Genomic DNA, 14,827 nt, shown 5'->3' with positions numbered 1-14,827 from the left:
GGGGAGGTGCCATGGCCGAGGTGGTCGTGCGCGACGAGACGATGGCCGGCCGGGCCATCACGGAGTGGGTGCTGCCGGGCCTGCCGGAGCGGATCAGCGCCCGCGAGCTGGTGCGGCTGCGCGTGCGCGAGGAGGTGGGCCGGCACAACGCGGCGCCGGCTCTGTTCGCCGGGCTGGTGCGGCCCTCCGATCCGGGGCGCACGCGGCTCGACTGGGAGGCGCAGGCCGACGCCGCGTGTGCCGGGTTCGCCCGGAACGCGTTCGTGATGATCGCCGGAGACCGGCAGATCGAGGATCTCGACGAGGTCGTCGACCTCGAGCGGGCGCACGCCGTGGCCTTCATCAAGCTGACACCGCTGGTCGGTGGCTGATGACCGACCAACGCCTCGACACGGCGCGCGAGCTCGCGGATCTGATCATCCGCGGCGAGGACGGCCACGTGCTGGCCGGCCAGGGCACCGACGTACGCCGCCGGGCCCTGCGGCTCATCCACCAATACGTGGTGGATGAGGACTCGTCGCACTTCGGGTACTTCGGCCGGGCGCTGGCGCCCGTCGAGTTCATGCACACGCCGTGGACCCGCAACGACCTGGTCTGGGCGCTGACCCTGCTGCTGCGTGAGGAGCCGCTGGAGACCATCTCGGATGCGCCGTTCTGGGTGCCCGGGCTGATCGCCGCTGCGCTCCCGGCGTCCGAGCTGGACGGTCTGGAGGGCCAGTTGTCGACTGCCTTCGCCGCGATGCACAACAGTCGGTTCGCCGCGGCCGACGGTCTGCGGCGGCTGGCCCGGCTCTACGGCACCCCGCTGAGCCACTTCGATCAGGGTGTGCCGGCCGACCTGTCGATCGCGGCCGCCTACGCCCACGGAGACGCCGCGGGGCTGCGCGATCTGCTCGCCGACGCCCAGGTCCAGGAGGTGTTCCGGTTCGCCGCCGACCTGGCCAAACCGGTGCCGGCCAAGGCGTGGCGGCGCGAGGCCGACGAGCGGCTGGCCGCCGCGCCCCGGGCCGTCACAGCGGTGGCGGTCCTGCTCGGCGCCTATCGCGGCGGCGCCGACCCGGTCCACGACTACGTCGACGCGCTGCTGCGCGGGCTCATCTGGCTGGCGTCGCGCGACCCCGGCGCCGAGACGACCGCGCTGCTCGCCGACGTGACGGCCGCGGTGGCCACGTCGGTCCGGCGTGGCGGGGCTGAGGCCGTTGCCCCCAAGGCGGCCACCGCCGCGGTCGAGGTGCTGGCCCAGCGACCCGGCGACGTCCCGGTGGCGGTGCTGGCCCAGTTGAGCCTGACCACGCGCGGCAAGCTGCAGCAGCGGGTGCGGGACGCCCTGGACCGGGTCGGGCGGCAGCGCGGCTGGACCCCGGGCGAGGCGCTCGAGCTGTCGGTCGACGACCACGGCCTCGACCGTGACGGCCGGCGTGCCTGGCGGATGGACGACGGCGGCGAGGCCGTCGTGGAGACCGGTTCCGGCCGGGCCCGGCTACGGGCGTACCGGGACGGGGTCGCGCTGCGCGCCGTGCCGCCGGCGTGGAAGGAAGAGCTGGCCCCGGCCCGTCGCCTCGTCACCGAGGTCAACCAGTCGCTGGGCGTGGAGCGCCTGCGCGTCGAGGGGCTGTTCTCCCAGCAGGACAGGGTGTGGTCCTGGGAGACATGGACCCGCCGCTACCTCGACCACCCGATCACCGGCATCACCGCCCGCGGCCTGATCTGGCAGGCCACCCCGGACGGCACGACCTGGTTCTCCGGGCTGCCGGAGCGAACCACCACCGGCTGGACCCTGTTCGGCCCGGCCGTGATCCCGCCCGGCCCCGGCGTGCCACCCGGCGAGGGTGCGAATCCGGCCGGCCCCGGCGTGCGGCCTGGGGACGGCTGGCGGGTGCGGCTCTGGCATCCGGCGCTGGCCGGGCCGGAGGAGGTGGCCCTTTGGCGCGACCGCGTCCTTGCGGCGGGGGTGCGGCAGCCGGTCAAGCAGGCGTTCCGTGAGGTCTACCGGTTGACGCCGGCGGAGGAGCAGACGCGGGTCTACTCCAACCGGTTCGCGGGGCATGTCCTGCACTACCGGCAGACCAACGCGCTGATGCGCGAGCGCGGCTGGGTCGCCAACTATCTGGGCGGCTGGAACGACGGCTACCACGGCGAGGCGAAGAAGGAGCTCGGCGGCGGTGAGTGGCAGGCCGTCTTCTTCCACGACTGGGTCGCCGACAGCACGTGGGAGCGGCCCTACTGCACGACCGACCAGGTACGCTTCGGCCGCCGCGACGGCCGGGGCTGGCAGCCGGCCCCGCTGACCGAGGTGCCGCCGTTGGTGCTGAGCGAGGCCATGCGGGACGTCGACCTGTTCGTCGGCGTGACCACGATCGCCGCCGACGACGACTGGCAGGACCGCGGTGAGGACCGCCATCACGACTATCGGCGGCAGGCCGCGTTCGCCGACCTGACGCCCGGCGGCGAGATGCGCCGGGACGCGCTCGCCCGGTTGCTGCCCCGCCTGGCCATCGGCCCGCGGTGCGAGCTGCAGGACCGGTTCCTCCGGGTGCGGGGCGAGCTCGGGGCCTACCGCATCCATCTCGGCTCGGGCAACATCCTGATGGAGCCCGACGACACCTAATCTGTGCATCGTCCCGAGCCGCGGCCCGGCCAAGAAGGTCGCGCTCCCGTTCGACGACGACCCGGTGCTCTCGGTGATCCTCTCCAAGGCCATCATGCTGGCCGCCGACCACAAGATCACCGACCCGACGATCACCGTCCAGCTGCGCCGGTGTTGAGTGGGGCCGCGTCAGATGCTGGCGCCGGGGGTCCAGCCGGAGATGTCGGCCAGGCGGCCGCGCCACAGGCGGCCCTTGGTGGGCTGGGTGCCGGGGTAGTGGATGCGGGCGTTGCGCAGGTGGATGAAGCGGGTGGGGGCCATCAGGGCCGCGTACTGGCGCTGGGTGACCTCGTCGCCGATGTCGCGGGACTTGGTGGCCGCGTGGGCCAGGTCGGACTGCTCCTTGACGTGCTCGGCGGTGCCGACGTAGAAGGCGTCCTCGTGGTCGTTGAGCTCGCTCACCTCGGCGAACCACTGCCACTGCGGGATCAGCTCGCCGCTGATGAGCAGGCCACCGACGCTGAGCCCGAGCGGCACGCCCGGGTCGACGGCTTCGCTGAGGCGGTCCATCTGCGAGACGTAGGTGGCGAGCACCCCGTCCGGCTCGGCCCAGTCGATCTGGACCCCGCCCGCGCTGAGCTCGAACACGGCGCACCCCTTTTCGATCGGCTTTCCCGACTCTAAAAGGAACTGTGGGCCGTTATCCGACTTTCAGCCGATTGAGCTCGGCCCGGGTGCCGATCGCCGCGCGCGTCCGCGGAGCGGCCACGTAATCGGAGATGACGCGGGCCAGGAAGGCCGGGTCGGTTCCGGTCTCCAGCGCGTACGAGGACCCGGGGCGCCCGGTCGTCGTGACCAGCTCCGGGCGTGCGACGGCGAGCTGCTTGCCGGTGATCGGGGACGCCGGGTCGAGCGCCTCCCACGGCACGAACCGCGACCCGAGGACCCGCCGGTCGGCGATCCCCTCCGGGGTGATCCGCAGGCGCGGCGGCGACCACACGACGACCCCCAGCACGGCGAGAAGGATCAGGTACACCACCGCGAACACGGTGTTGAGGACTTCGAGGTCCCCGTTGAACGCGTCGGCCACGTCGTCGTAGACGAGGCCCACGCCGAGCAGCGTGACCGCCACCCCGGTGATCATCGGTTGCGGCGTGATGAGCGCGGCGAAGGCCCCGTCCATCACCTCGAGGCCGGCCGGCCGGCGCCGCCCCAGCGCGACGAGGCCGAGCACGAAGAAGAACCCGACCACAGCCAGGTTCACCAGGCCGGTCACGAGCCCGTCGCCGCCCCACAAACCCAGTGCCAGTTCGAAGGCCACCGCGGTCACCAGCAGGACCCGCCGCCACCGGACGACCGCCGCGATCACCGGCCGGCCAGCCAGGCTTGGGCGGCCCGTTTGGGGGCCCGGCACAGCCACGCGTCCTGGATCGCCTCGGCCAGCTCGGCCCGGGTCAGCTCGCCGATCCGGGAAGCCCGGAGCAGCACGGAGGCGTACCCCTCGAAGTGGGGTGTGGTGAAGAACGGCGTGCTCTCGTCGAGGACCAGGGCCTGCTTCTCGGCCTCGGACTCGACCCAGAGCACGATGACGTCGGTGAGGCGCTCGCCGGTGACGGGGTCGAGCGCATCGGGGCGGGGCGACCGGAAGGCGACGAAAAGCTTCTTGTTGACCCGGTACGCCGGGAAGTCGCCCTCCTCGACGGTCACGCCCGGCATCGCGGTCGCCAGCTCGTGCACATCCTCGACCCTGGCCCTCGGCATGGCGCTGAGCGTAGCGGCACCCCGCTACGCTGGGACCCACCATGGATCTTGTCGTTCCCGCCTCGGCGTTGCCTGGCCTGCAGATTCCGCCGCTGGCCGTGACGGACGGCTCGGCCGGCCCGGAGTGGGTCGACGTGCCGATGAGCATCTGGCGGTTCCGGCGCCGCCCCGCCCAGCGGCTCCCCGTCGACGCGCGCACCGCCCGGAGCGTCCGGCGCTATGTCCGGTTGGCCCCGCTTTCCTTACCGATCTCCGCGATCGGTCTGATCCTGCTGTTCGTCGCCGTCCGCGAGGGTTCGGCCCTCGCCCTGCTCGGCGCGCTGATCGGCCCGGTCTGGGACTCGGTGCAGGGCCGCGGCCTGCCCCAGCAGCAGCCGGTCCGCACCCACCTCGGCGACCTGCGCATCCCGGGTGTGCCGCTCGAGGTGGCGATGGAGTGGATCGCGCTCAACCCCGGCGTCCGGGTGACCGACGAGCCGGCGCCGCGGGCCCATTCGCGCCGCTTCTACGCGTCGTGGGCGATCGGCCTGGTCGCCGCGTCCTTCGCCCTCTCCGTCGTGCTGGCCGGCGACGGCCGCGAGGACAACTTCGTCCTCTGGATGCTCGTGCCGGCCCTGTTCATCGCCGGTGTCTGGGCGGCCACGCAGACCGCCCCCCGCCTCAGCTCCTGAGCGCGAGCATGCTGCGGGCGGCGGCGACGACGGCCTCCCCGGCCGGGCGCGGCGCCCAGATTCGCCCGCAGCAGCGCCCCGACCTCCCTGAGCGGGATGGCCGGCCCGCTGGACAGCAGGAACCGCTCCCCCGCCGCGGCCGGCTCGGTCATCGCCAGCACGCGCCTCCTCGTTCACCATGCCCGCGCCCGCAGCACCCCGCGGACCGCGTCCGCCCGGCTGAGCGCCCGCACGGTCGTACGGACCTGAAAGCCCCGCCCGAGCAGCCGCAGAATGATGTGCCCGGCGATGAACCCCGACCCACCCGTGACCAGAACCCGCTCCCCAGCCATGTCCCCACCCCTTCGCCTCGGCGGGCCGGGCGGCCCGCAGGGCCACCATGGCGGCCGCCCCTCCCGGTAGGCAGAGCCTCGGTCAGCCGTAGGCCTGGCCGGGCCACCTTGCGACGGTGCGCGGTTGATCGTCCACAAAGGACCGGAATGCCGCCTGGGGCATCGTGAACGGTGAATGAACAATAGGCTGCCGCGCAGGAACCTCAAGAGGAGGCAGATTGCGCCACACCCTGCGCTTCACGGTCATCGTCGGCATCATCCTCTCGCTCGTCGCCGTCACCGCGCCGGCCCAGGCCGCACCGAGTTACGACGGCATCGTCCCCACCCGCAACCTGGACCGGGCCTGTCTCACCGTCTCCGGACCGGACAACGGCACGCCCTGCCAGACCGACAACGCGGACGTCTACTGGTACGCGGACTCCAACGACCCCGGTGAGCTCGAGGAGAACGACCAGGACGCCGTCCGGTCCATGCTGGCCAACCAGTACTCGCCGACCGACCTGGCCATCCACTACGACTCGACGCCGGTGTTCGACGGCTCCGCGCAGACCGACATCGTCTACCAGGAGGCGGAGGCCGCGCTGCCCATCCCGTCGGGCTATTACGGCTTCATGTGGTGCAACACCCAGGCGCCGGCCTACTACGAGTGCGATCAGGCCTATATTCGGATCGACTCGCCGGACGGCTACCGTATCGACGGCGGGTCGATCGGCTGTCACGAGACCGGGCACGCGGTCGGCCTGGTCCACGGGTCGGACGCCTACCCTGCCATCTCGGACGGCAGCGCGGCGGTGGGCTGCATGAACAACGCGGATCAGAACCCGTCCGCGCTGGGCGCCAACAACGTCTATTTCATCAACCAGACGTACTGATCGGAGGGATGTCATGCGACGAATGCGAAGTGGGGTCCTGACCCTCGCGGTCGGTGCGATGATCGCCGGCGCCGCCGGGTGCTCGGCCCCGGAGAAGACCGCGGCCGCGCCGGCCGCGCCGCCGGCCGCCGGGCCGTCCCCGGTCGCCCAGGGCCCGGTCCAGCGGGTGGTGCTCGGTGACGGCCGGGACCGGACGGCCAGTTCCTCCGTGCAGGACTGGGTGACCTACGCCGACCACGTGCTGGTGGTCACCGTGACCGCCGAGAGCCGCGTCGAACCCAGCAAGAAGGAGATCGAGCGCGGCGAAGGCATGATCGGCCGGAACGCGCAGCTGACCGTGGACAAGGTCCTCTGGTCGGCTCCGGACGCGCCCCAGGCGGCGCCCAAGGCGTTGAAGATGGCGGTCGCCGGCTGGGTCTTCGACAACCACGGGAACCGGGCCGGCGACGTGAAGTTCGCCATGGGCGGGGCCTCGCGCCTGGAGAAGGGCCACTCCTACGTCAAGGCCGTCGAGTGGGTCGACGACCCGTGCTCGGCCGACCCGAACGTCGGCACGTGGGAGGGGCTCGGCTCGGGCGACACCATCCCCTACGACGCCGGGGTCGTCGGGGCCGGCGAGTTCGAAGGCCGGGTGCAGAGCCTCGACCAGGCCCGCGCCTCGTTCCAGAAAGGCGAGTCGGCGCTGCGCAAGCAGATCGCCGGCGCGTCGGTGAGCTCCCTGCTCACCCAGTTGAGGACGACCAAGCCCCGGGCCGAGGCCGTGCGCGACCCCCGCGAGTGCGACCTCACCGACCGGTGACACCGGCGGGCAGGCTCTAACCTGGCCGCATGGTGATCGACGTACCTGGTTATCTGCGGCGGCTCGGACTCGACGAGAGCGTGGGCTACGAGCCGAGCGTGGCCGCGTTGCGCGCGATGCACCGGGCGCACGCGGAACGCGTCCCGTACGAGAACCTGGAGATCTGGCTCGGGCGGCCGACCACGGTCGAGCCGCCCGAGTCGGCCGAGCGGATCCTGCGGGGCCGCGGCGGCTACTGCTACCACCTCAACGGCGCGTTCTCGCTGCTGCTGCGCACGATCGGCTATCACGTCGACCGCCACTTCGGCGGGGTGCAGAGCCGGACGGCGGGCACGGCCGGGGCCGACGGGAACCATCTGGTGCTCACCGTGTCGGGGCTGCCGTCGGACGAGGCGCCGGACGGACGGTGGCTGGTCGACCTCGGCATGGGCGACGGGCTGCACGAGCCGCTGCCCCTGGTCCCCGGCACGTACCGGCAGGGCCCGTTCACGTACGGCCTGGCCCCCTCCGAGGCCGAGCCGGGCGGCTGGCGTTTCGTCCACGACCCGCGCGGGGCCTTCCTGGGCATCGACTTCCGTCCCGAGCCGGTGGAGATGCCGGCCTTCGCGGACCGGCACCACCACCTGTCCACCTCACCCGAGTCGGGTTTCGTCCGCACCGCGGTCGTGGCCCGCCGGGACGCCACCGGCGCCGACGAGCTGCGCGGACTCATCCTGACCCGGGTGGGTGACAGCAGCAGCCGTACGGAACTGGCCGGCCCCGACGAGTATTTCGGCGTCCTGGCCGACCGCTTCGGCCTCACCCTCGACGACGTCACGCCACCCGAGCGCGCCGCCCTGTGGCAGCGCCTCGAGCAGGCCCACGCGAAGTTCGTCGCCGGGAAAGCGGTCAGATGAGGGCGGCGGCGCGGTCCAGGTCCTCCTGCCGCACGGCGGTGAGCGAGCCGAAGACCTTGACCGCCTGGTAGTACGTCCAGGCGAGGCTGGTGCAGGCGGGGCGGACGGCCGAGCTGTAGCCGGCACAGACACGCTGCAGGTCGGCGTAGAACGTGCTGTCGATGCGGGCCTTGTTAGCGGAGAACGTGCCGATGGCCTTGTAGTTGCGGTAGCCGAAGTCGTGGTGCGCGCACGGGGTCTCGAAGGCGAAGCCCAGCGGGTTGTCGGGGCTCGACGAGCAGTAGTCGGTGGACCAGTCGAAGCCGTACGACGCCCACGCGCCGCGGTTGTTGTTGGCACCGTTCCAGGCGGTGAAGCTCGCCGCGGTCGGCTGCGTCCAATTGGACAGCACCGTGGCCTTCGAGTCGGCGGCGAGCGCGGCGCCGGTGGGCGCCACGGCGAGGCCGAGGGTGAGGAGTAGGACGACGAGGATGCGACGGGTCATCGGAGCCTCCTTGGTGGGGGGTGCTCAGAGACTCCGTCACGGACGTGAACGAATCAATATGCGTCGATTAACTTCGCCGGAGTTCGAGAAAATCGTTGGTCCGCGTGGCGATGAACTCCAGGTCCGGGGTGAAGCCGAGGCCGGGGCCGGTGGGCACGTCGACCAGGCCGGCGACGCTGACGACGGGGCTGGTGGTGATGTCGCGGGCGTAGTACTTGTCGGAGCCGGAGACGTCGGACGGCAGGGTGAAGCCGGGCAGGGCGCTCAGGGCCACGTTGGCCGCCCGGCCCAGGCCGAACTCGTGCATGCCGCCGCACCAGACCGGGAGGCCGTGCTCGCGGGCCAGGTCGTGCGCGCGGACGGCCGTGGTCAGACCGCCCATCCGGGAGACCTTGATGTTCAGGATCCGGCCGGAACCCAGGCGCAGCGCGGTCCGCAGGTCGTCGAGCTCCTCGATCGACTCGTCCAGGCAGACCGGCGTGTCCAACCGGGCCTGCAGGTCGGCCAGCGCGGCCAGCGCCCGCGGGGCGTACGGCTGCTCGATCATCAGCAGGCCGAGGCCGTCCAGCTCCTTGAGAACCGGCAGGTCGCCGGGGGTGTAGACGCCGTTGGCGTCGACGTGCAGCGGGACGGCGGGGAACGCGGAGCGGACGGCGCGGACCGGCTCGACGTCCCAGCCGGGGGCGATCTTGAGCTTGATGCGGCGGTAGCCCTCGCCGACGTGGTGCGCGACCTGGGTCAGCAGGTCGTCGATGGTGGGCTCGATGCCGAGGGAGACGCCGGCCTCGACCCGGGCCCGGGTGCCGCCCAGCGCGGTGGCCAGCGGCGTGCCGGCGGCGGCCGACCACAGCGCCCAGGCGGCCATGTCGAAACCGGCCCGCGCGAACTGGTTGCCGCGCACTTTGGCCAGCGCCGTCGTGACTTCGTACGGCTCGGGGAACTCGGTCTTGAACATGATCGGCGTGAGATGATCGCGCGCCACAGCCCAGCACGACTCGACGGTCTCGGCCGAGTAGAACGGGCCGCCGGGCGAGGCGATCTCGCCCCAGCCGACGGCGCCGTCGGTGGCGATCAGGGTGACGAGGATGTGCTCGAGCTCGCGCTTGGCGTGGGAGCTGGTCTGGAACTCGTGGACCAGGGGCAGGCGTACACGGCGGAGTTGAACGGTGTCGATTCGGGTCATGTCTCGTCCACATACAGATTCAGCTCGGCGGCGAGGGCGTCGCGGTCGTGCAGGCGGCGGCCGGCGCCCTTGGAGCTGGCGATGGTCAGGGTTGCGAGCAGGTGCAGAGCGAGCACGATCGAGGTGGGTGAGTTGGCGTAGGAGGCGCTGTCGCGTTCGACGACGACGGCCGTGGTCGCCGCGTCGGTCAGCGGGGCGGCGGGCGAGTCGGTGACCAGGACCAGCTCGCCGCCGTGCCGGGCGTAGGCGGCGGCGACGTCGACGGTGTCCCGGCGGTAACGCTCCATCGAGACGGCGACGAGCAGGTCGCCCTGGCGCAGGTCGCTCAGCATGTCGAGTGGGCGCACGGTCGCGCCGTCGACCAGATGCACGCCGGAGAGGCCGGCGCTGAGGTCGGCGGCGAGCAGCGCGGCGTACGCGTGCGACTTGCCGTGGCCGAGGATGTAGCGCCGCCGGGCGGAGACGATGCGGGCGGCGGCCCGCTCGATGGCGTCGTGCTCGGCCGCCCAGGCCAGGGCCTTGCCGAACTCGGCCCGCTGCTGCTCCAGGACGCGCTGCTTGAGGACCTGGGCCGAGCGGCGCTGGACGTTGCGGTCGAAGCGCTCGGCGGGGGTGGTCACGCCGGCGTCCGTACGAAGGTGTAGCTCACCCGGTCGTGTTCCCGCTCGACGCTGACGAGCCGTCCGCCGGCCCGGAAGGCAGCCTGAAGGTGCCCTCTTAGCGTGGCGCGATCCTCGTCCGCGGGGGCGGCGTATCGCTGATCGGCCGGTGCGGTCACCGTGGACAGTTCAGGCGCTCGGGGCGCCGGCCGCTCGAGGTCCCACGAGACCAGCAGGCGGTCCGAGTTGCCGTCGTCGTAGTAATCGGGCAGGAAGCGGATCGCGGTCGCGCCCAGGACGGCGAGGTTGAAGTGGGCGTTGCGCAACGCGTACGGGTCGAAGGTCCACCGCATCGTCCGGGCTCCCGTGGCCCGCGCCGCCTCGGCCTGCGCCAGCTTGAGCCGGCGGCCGACCCCGGCGCCCTGCTGCCCGGGCGCGACGGCCGCGGCCTGCGAGTAGTGGTAGATCTCGCCCTCCTCGACCGCGCAGAAGCCGTAACAGAACCCGACGAGTTCCGCACCCTCGAACGCGCCGAGGACCGTGCCCGAGTTCTCCCGCAGGGCGGCCAGCAGCCGGGGGCTGAGGCCGTACTCCGGCTGCTCGTAACCGAACACCGACCGGTAGAGCGCCGACGCGGCCGTCCACTCGGCGAGCCCGTCGAGCGTGCGCACCAGGACCACGCCGCCCTCCTTTTACGAAACGTATAACCGGCATGATGCTCCCTTCCGCGTTCATTGACAACGCCGGGGTGCGAACTTAGCGTTCGTATATGGATCCGATCGAGGCCCTGCAGACGTACACGCTGATCGAGTCGCCGACCGGCGACCGGAAGGCGCTCGACCAGCTGGCCGAGGTCCTGTCCGCGGACGCCGCTCGCGCCGGATTCCACACCGACCGGGAGGACGGGCACCTGATCTGGTCCCGTCCGGGCGGCTCCCGGCCGCCGCTGCTGTTCCTGAGCCACTACGACACCGTCTGGCCGGTGGGCACACTGCGTGACATGCCCTGGTCGGTCACGGGCGACGAGATCAAAGGCCCGGGCGTGTACGACACCAAGGCCGGCCTGGCCGCGCTGCTGACCGCGTCGTCGCAGACAGCCTCCCTCGATCGTGGGATCCGCGTGCTGGTCGTGGCCGACGAGGAGATCGGCTCCCCCACCGCGACCGCCCTGGTCCGCTCGGAGGCGGCGAAGGCGTCCGCCGTCCTCGGCCTGGAACCACCCCACCCCAACGGCGACCTCAAGACCGGCCGCCGCGGCAGCACCCGCGCCCGCGTCTCGGTCACCGGCGTCGAGTCCCACGCCGCCCTCGACCCCGACGCCGGCGTCAACGCCATCGACGAGCTGATCGACCAGCTGCTGCGCGTCCGCGCCCTGGTCGACGGCCGCCCCGTCCTGCTCAACACCGGCGCCATCACCGGTGGCGGCCGCACCAACGTCGTCGCCGGCCACGCCCACGCCGACCTGGGCCTGCGCTTCCTCGACCCGGACAACGAAAAAGCCGTGCTGGACGCCCTGCAAGCGCTCGCCCCGGTACGTCCCCGGGCCGAGGTCAGCGCCTCCCTGCTCGCCCATCGCCCCACCTGGCGCCCCGGCGACCCCACCCTGCTAGACCACATCACCGCGATCGCCGCCGCCATCGGCCAGACGCTGAGCGGCTCGCCGGCCGACGGCGCCGCCGACACCAACACCACCGGCGCCCTCGGCATCCCCACCGTCGACGGCCTGGCCCCCCGCGGCGGCGGCGCCCACGCCCGCCACGAGTGGGTCTCGGCCCAGAGCATCACCGAGCGGGTCACCCTGTTGAAGGCCCTGATGACCTCGAACGACCTCTGACACCGTCCGGCCGCGGCCGGCTGCGAACCACCGCCAACCCGCCGACTCGGGTGGTGATGCCCGCCGGCCGGCGCCGGGCCGAAGCGAGCACACTGGCCGGTCGCCCGAGGGCGTCACCCTGCTCCACCTCGATCGCGATCGCCTCGGCTCCTGTCGTGTCGAGCAGGTGGGCCGCCAGGCATCCGGTGCTGTTGGCGTTGGCGATGTCCTCGTCGACCCCGATCGCCGGGGCGAACATCCGCGCCGCACCAGGCCGATCGCCCACCGGCGGCACGTACGCGAAACAGCCGAGCAGGCCGTACCGCCGGCACGCCGACGCCAGCCGGGCCAGCTGCGGTCGGAGTCGGAGCAGGGCCGGCCGATCGTGGACCGGTACCAGCATGCGTGGCGCGCCGGGCGCGGCGATCCGCGACGCTTGCGCATCGCTCGCGTCGAGCCCGAGCGCGCCGACGACAGCGGCCAGCTCGTCCGGCGCCGGGTCGCGCAGGGCGACGAGTCCCTGGTCGAACCACACCTCGATGGCGGCGGGACGGCGGATCGCGACGGTGTCGAAGGTGCGGCCACCGGTGTGCTGGCGGTCGTTCAACTCGCCCAGCGCGGTGCGGGTCAACCGGACGGCCTGGGCGGCAACAGTGCCATGGCCACAGCCGGGCAGTTCGGCAGTGGCGGTGAAGAACCGGATCGGCCGGCCACCGTCCGGCGTCCGCCCAGCCCCGAGGAACGCCGCGTGCGAGGTGCCAGCCTCAACCGCGACGGCCCGCCGGTCCGCGTCCGTCGCCGCCGGGTCGTCGTCGGCGACGGCCGTAGGGCTGCCACCCCGGCCGTCCCGCCGGACACACGCGTCCACCACCGCCACATTCGGCCAGGACATCGGCTGGCCTAACCCTGAACCGCGCCGAAGTCGGGGTGCTCCTTCAGCCAGGCGGCGTAGCGGGGGCGGCTGTTGACGATCTCCAGGTAGGAGGCGGTGGCCAGGGCGGCCAGGACCAGGTCGCCGAGCTCGGTCGGGAGGACCCCGCGGCGGCCGCGCTCGAACAGCGGGCCGCCCAGCATGCGCTCGACCCGGCGCAGCTGGGTGGCGAGCGCCGGCTGGGCGACGCCGAGCACGGCGGCAGCCTTGGTGACGCTGCCGGCGTCGGCGATCGCGCAGATCAGTCGCAGGTGGCGCAGCTCCAGCTCCACCGGGACGAGGGTAATTCATCAATGTTTCAGGGCGGCCCCATGCGCGCGTCACCGCGGCGGTGCCGGCCAGGAGACCGAAGACCGCTACCGGGGCGGGCGCGGCACCCGGGCCCGGGCCCGCGGCGGGTGGCGGGTGGCGGGTGGCGGGTGGCGGGTGGCCAGGCGGGGGCCGGCCAGGCGGGGGCCGGCCAGGCGGGGGCCGGCCAGGCGGGGGCCGGCCAGGCGGAGGCCGGGGTCACTCCTTCGGGTTCGCCGCGCTGCGCCGGGGTGATAAAGCGGCTATTTCGGATTCGTCGCCCTTACCCTCTCCAGCGTTGATGTCGCACGCTGGGGAGTTCGCATGAGGAGAGTGCACCGTCTGCTGGCCGCCTCGCTGCTGATAGGCAGTGGCGCCATGGTGACCGCGGCCGAGGCCGGTCCGACCGCCGCCGAGGCCGGCCCGGCCCATCGGGTGGCGCGGTCCGAAGCGCTCCGCACGAGTCGGCCCGCGCCCGTCGCCACCCCTACCCCTGGCGATGATCAGGCCGGGCCGCAACCCGTCTCCGGCAGTCAGAACGGCGGTCACGACGGCGGCCACAATGGCGCGCCGCCCGGGAGTGTCGTCAGCTCGTCGGCCGCGACCCTGCCCGGGGCGCTGGCCAAGGCCGCCACCGGTAAGTACGTCAAGTACGTCACCACCGACGTGCGTGGCCGGCGTATCCAGGCGACCGGCCTGGTGATGACGCCGCGGGCCAAACGCACCGGCGACGTCGTCGTCTGGGCGCACGGCACCACCGGCCTGGCCGACCGCTGCGCGCCCTCGACCCACCCGGACGTCTTCTGGCCGGAGGCCCGGGCCGCCGTCGCCGAGCTGCTCAGCCGCGGCTGGACCGTGGCCGCCCCCGATTATCCCGGCCTCGGCACCCCGCAGCAGCATCCGTACCTGATCGGCGGCAGCGAGGGCCGCTCGATCATCGACAGCGTCCGGGCCGCCCGCCGCCTCAACCCCGCCCTGGGCCCGCGTTATGCCATCGCCGGCCACTCCCAGGGCGGCCAGGGCGCCCTGTTCGCCAACCAGCTGGCCCCGGCCTACGACGGTGACCTGCAGCTGCGCGGCACCGCCAGCATCGCCCCGGTCTCCAACGTCGACCTGCTGGCGCCGCAGATCCCCGGCACGCCCGGTCAGGGCTACCTGGTCATGGGCGTCTACGGCCTGAACGCCGTCGAGCCCTCGTTCCGCCCGGCCGACGTGCTCGCCGCCCCGGCCCGTCAGCGGGCCGGCGTCCTGGAGAGCGGCTGCCTGACCGAGATCCTGGCCGCCTACGCCCCGCTGACCGCCGCCCAGCTCCTGAACGGCGGTCAGCTCCCGGCGGCCTGGGTGACCAAGCTGGCGCAGTACGACAACCCCGGCCGGTCGGCGCCGAGCGCGTCCGTCCTGATCGTCCAGGGCACCGCCGACGAGGCCGTTCCGGCCGCCGTCACCGACATCCTGGTCGACCAGCTCGACGACTACCGCCCGGTCCGCTACGACAAGCTGCCCGGCCAGACGCACGACGGCGCCGTCTTCGCCTCCACCGAGACCGTCGCCGACTGGATCGCCGACCGCCTGCGGTGAGCCCACCGGCTGCCGTGAGCCCACCGGCTGCCG

General features: G+C 72.8%; 17 protein-coding genes and 1 pseudogene. 8 read left to right on the top strand and 10 right to left on the bottom strand.

The genetic code is table 11. From position 1 onward, the window contains the following. The first annotated feature begins 11 nt into the window (after positions 1 to 11). The gene (locus tag AB0J66_RS04200; RefSeq protein WP_364655498.1) at positions 12 to 371 is read left to right on the top strand and encodes a hypothetical protein; all 360 of its coding nucleotides are present in this window, start codon (positions 12 to 14) and stop codon (positions 369 to 371) included. Continuing rightward, on the top strand, positions 371 to 2,608 hold the full coding sequence (locus AB0J66_RS04195; protein WP_364655496.1) for a DUF4132 domain-containing protein: 2,238 nt from the start codon (positions 371 to 373) through the stop codon (positions 2,606 to 2,608). Before AB0J66_RS04200 ends, AB0J66_RS04195 begins: the two co-directional genes overlap by 1 nt. Positions 2,609 to 2,776: 168 nt before the next feature. Here AB0J66_RS04195 and AB0J66_RS04190 read toward each other — a convergent pair whose 3' ends face one another. From AB0J66_RS04190 to AB0J66_RS04180, 3 genes are read right to left on the bottom strand one after another with little or no spacing between them, the layout of a single operon-like run. Further along, the gene (locus AB0J66_RS04190; RefSeq protein ID WP_364655494.1) at positions 2,777 to 3,235 is read right to left on the bottom strand and encodes a hypothetical protein; all 459 of its coding nucleotides are present in this window, start codon (positions 3,233 to 3,235) and stop codon (positions 2,777 to 2,779) included. A 52-nt stretch (positions 3,236 to 3,287) separates the two neighbouring features. Then, positions 3,288 to 3,956 (bottom strand): PH domain-containing protein, encoded by a 669-nt coding sequence (locus AB0J66_RS04185; protein ID WP_364655493.1) that lies wholly within the window; start codon positions 3,954 to 3,956, stop codon positions 3,288 to 3,290. After that, positions 3,953 to 4,348, bottom strand: a complete 396-nt coding sequence (locus AB0J66_RS04180) for an MmcQ/YjbR family DNA-binding protein (protein WP_364655491.1) — start codon at positions 4,346 to 4,348, stop codon at positions 3,953 to 3,955. The genes AB0J66_RS04185 and AB0J66_RS04180 overlap by 4 nt, the downstream gene beginning before the upstream one ends. Positions 4,349 to 4,389: 41 nt before the next feature. Here AB0J66_RS04180 and AB0J66_RS04175 point away from each other — a divergent pair, with 41 nt between their 5' ends. Beyond that, positions 4,390 to 5,019: a hypothetical protein gene (locus AB0J66_RS04175; protein ID WP_364655490.1), complete on the top strand. Its 630-nt coding sequence runs from the start codon at positions 4,390 to 4,392 to the stop codon at positions 5,017 to 5,019. Positions 5,020 to 5,192: 173 nt separating this feature from the next. Here AB0J66_RS04175 and AB0J66_RS04170 read toward each other — a convergent pair whose 3' ends face one another. Further along, complete coding sequence (locus AB0J66_RS04170; protein WP_364655489.1) at positions 5,193 to 5,351, bottom strand: hypothetical protein; 159 nt, start codon at positions 5,349 to 5,351, stop codon at positions 5,193 to 5,195. 218 nt (positions 5,352 to 5,569) lie between these two features. Between AB0J66_RS04170 and AB0J66_RS04165 the strand changes: the two genes are divergently transcribed. Genes AB0J66_RS04165 through AB0J66_RS04155 form a run of 3 tightly spaced genes read left to right on the top strand, consistent with a single transcriptional unit; the run spans position 5,570 to position 7,918 of the window. Then, positions 5,570 to 6,223, top strand: a complete 654-nt coding sequence (locus AB0J66_RS04165; protein WP_364655488.1) for a hypothetical protein — start codon at positions 5,570 to 5,572, stop codon at positions 6,221 to 6,223. A gap of 13 nt (positions 6,224 to 6,236) precedes the next feature. Then, positions 6,237 to 7,022: a hypothetical protein gene (locus tag AB0J66_RS04160; protein WP_364655487.1), complete on the top strand. Its 786-nt coding sequence runs from the start codon at positions 6,237 to 6,239 to the stop codon at positions 7,020 to 7,022. 29 nt (positions 7,023 to 7,051) lie between these two features. Further along, positions 7,052 to 7,918: an arylamine N-acetyltransferase gene (locus AB0J66_RS04155; RefSeq protein WP_364655485.1), complete on the top strand. Its 867-nt coding sequence runs from the start codon at positions 7,052 to 7,054 to the stop codon at positions 7,916 to 7,918. On the opposite strand, the gene AB0J66_RS04150 is transcribed toward AB0J66_RS04155, so the two are convergent. The 4 genes from AB0J66_RS04150 to AB0J66_RS04135 form a co-directional block, all read right to left on the bottom strand. Further along, positions 7,911 to 8,402 (bottom strand): phospholipase, encoded by a 492-nt coding sequence (locus AB0J66_RS04150; protein WP_364655484.1) that lies wholly within the window; start codon positions 8,400 to 8,402, stop codon positions 7,911 to 7,913. The genes AB0J66_RS04155 and AB0J66_RS04150 overlap by 8 nt on opposite strands. Positions 8,403 to 8,469: 67 nt before the next feature. Then, positions 8,470 to 9,585 (bottom strand): o-succinylbenzoate synthase, encoded by a 1,116-nt coding sequence (gene menC, locus AB0J66_RS04145; protein ID WP_364655482.1) that lies wholly within the window; start codon positions 9,583 to 9,585, stop codon positions 8,470 to 8,472. After that, entirely contained in the window at positions 9,582 to 10,205 is a 624-nt protein-coding gene (locus tag AB0J66_RS04140; RefSeq protein ID WP_364655481.1) for an SIS domain-containing protein, read from the bottom strand. Before AB0J66_RS04140 ends, menC begins: the two co-directional genes overlap by 4 nt. Beyond that, entirely contained in the window at positions 10,202 to 10,864 is a 663-nt protein-coding gene (locus AB0J66_RS04135; protein ID WP_364655480.1) for a GNAT family N-acetyltransferase, read from the bottom strand. The genes AB0J66_RS04140 and AB0J66_RS04135 overlap by 4 nt, the downstream gene beginning before the upstream one ends. An 89-nt stretch (positions 10,865 to 10,953) precedes the next feature. On the opposite strand from AB0J66_RS04135, the gene AB0J66_RS04130 reads away from it, so the two are divergent. Then, complete coding sequence (locus AB0J66_RS04130) at positions 10,954 to 12,018, top strand: M20/M25/M40 family metallo-hydrolase (protein WP_364655479.1); 1,065 nt, start codon at positions 10,954 to 10,956, stop codon at positions 12,016 to 12,018. On the opposite strand, the gene AB0J66_RS04125 is transcribed toward AB0J66_RS04130, so the two are convergent. Beyond that, on the bottom strand, positions 11,978 to 12,889 hold the full coding sequence (locus tag AB0J66_RS04125; RefSeq protein WP_364655477.1) for a PhzF family phenazine biosynthesis isomerase: 912 nt from the start codon (positions 12,887 to 12,889) through the stop codon (positions 11,978 to 11,980). The genes AB0J66_RS04130 and AB0J66_RS04125 overlap by 41 nt on opposite strands. A 107-nt stretch (positions 12,890 to 12,996) precedes the next feature. Further along, a pseudogene (locus AB0J66_RS04120) lies at positions 12,997 to 13,200 on the bottom strand (LysR family transcriptional regulator); the annotation flags it as partial. Between the two features lie 340 nt (positions 13,201 to 13,540). Here AB0J66_RS04120 and AB0J66_RS04115 point away from each other — a divergent pair. Next, a complete protein-coding gene (locus AB0J66_RS04115) occupies positions 13,541 to 14,794 on the top strand; it encodes an alpha/beta fold hydrolase (protein WP_364655476.1) in 1,254 nt (417 codons plus the stop codon). Positions 14,795 to 14,827 lie beyond the last annotated feature (33 nt).

The sequence above is a fragment of the Actinoplanes sp. NPDC049598 genome (assembly GCF_040675435.1).
Taxonomy (GTDB): domain Bacteria; phylum Actinomycetota; class Actinomycetes; order Mycobacteriales; family Micromonosporaceae; genus Actinoplanes.
The sequence above is the reverse complement of the archived record's forward strand: the minus strand, read 5'-3'. Positions and strand labels throughout refer to the sequence as shown.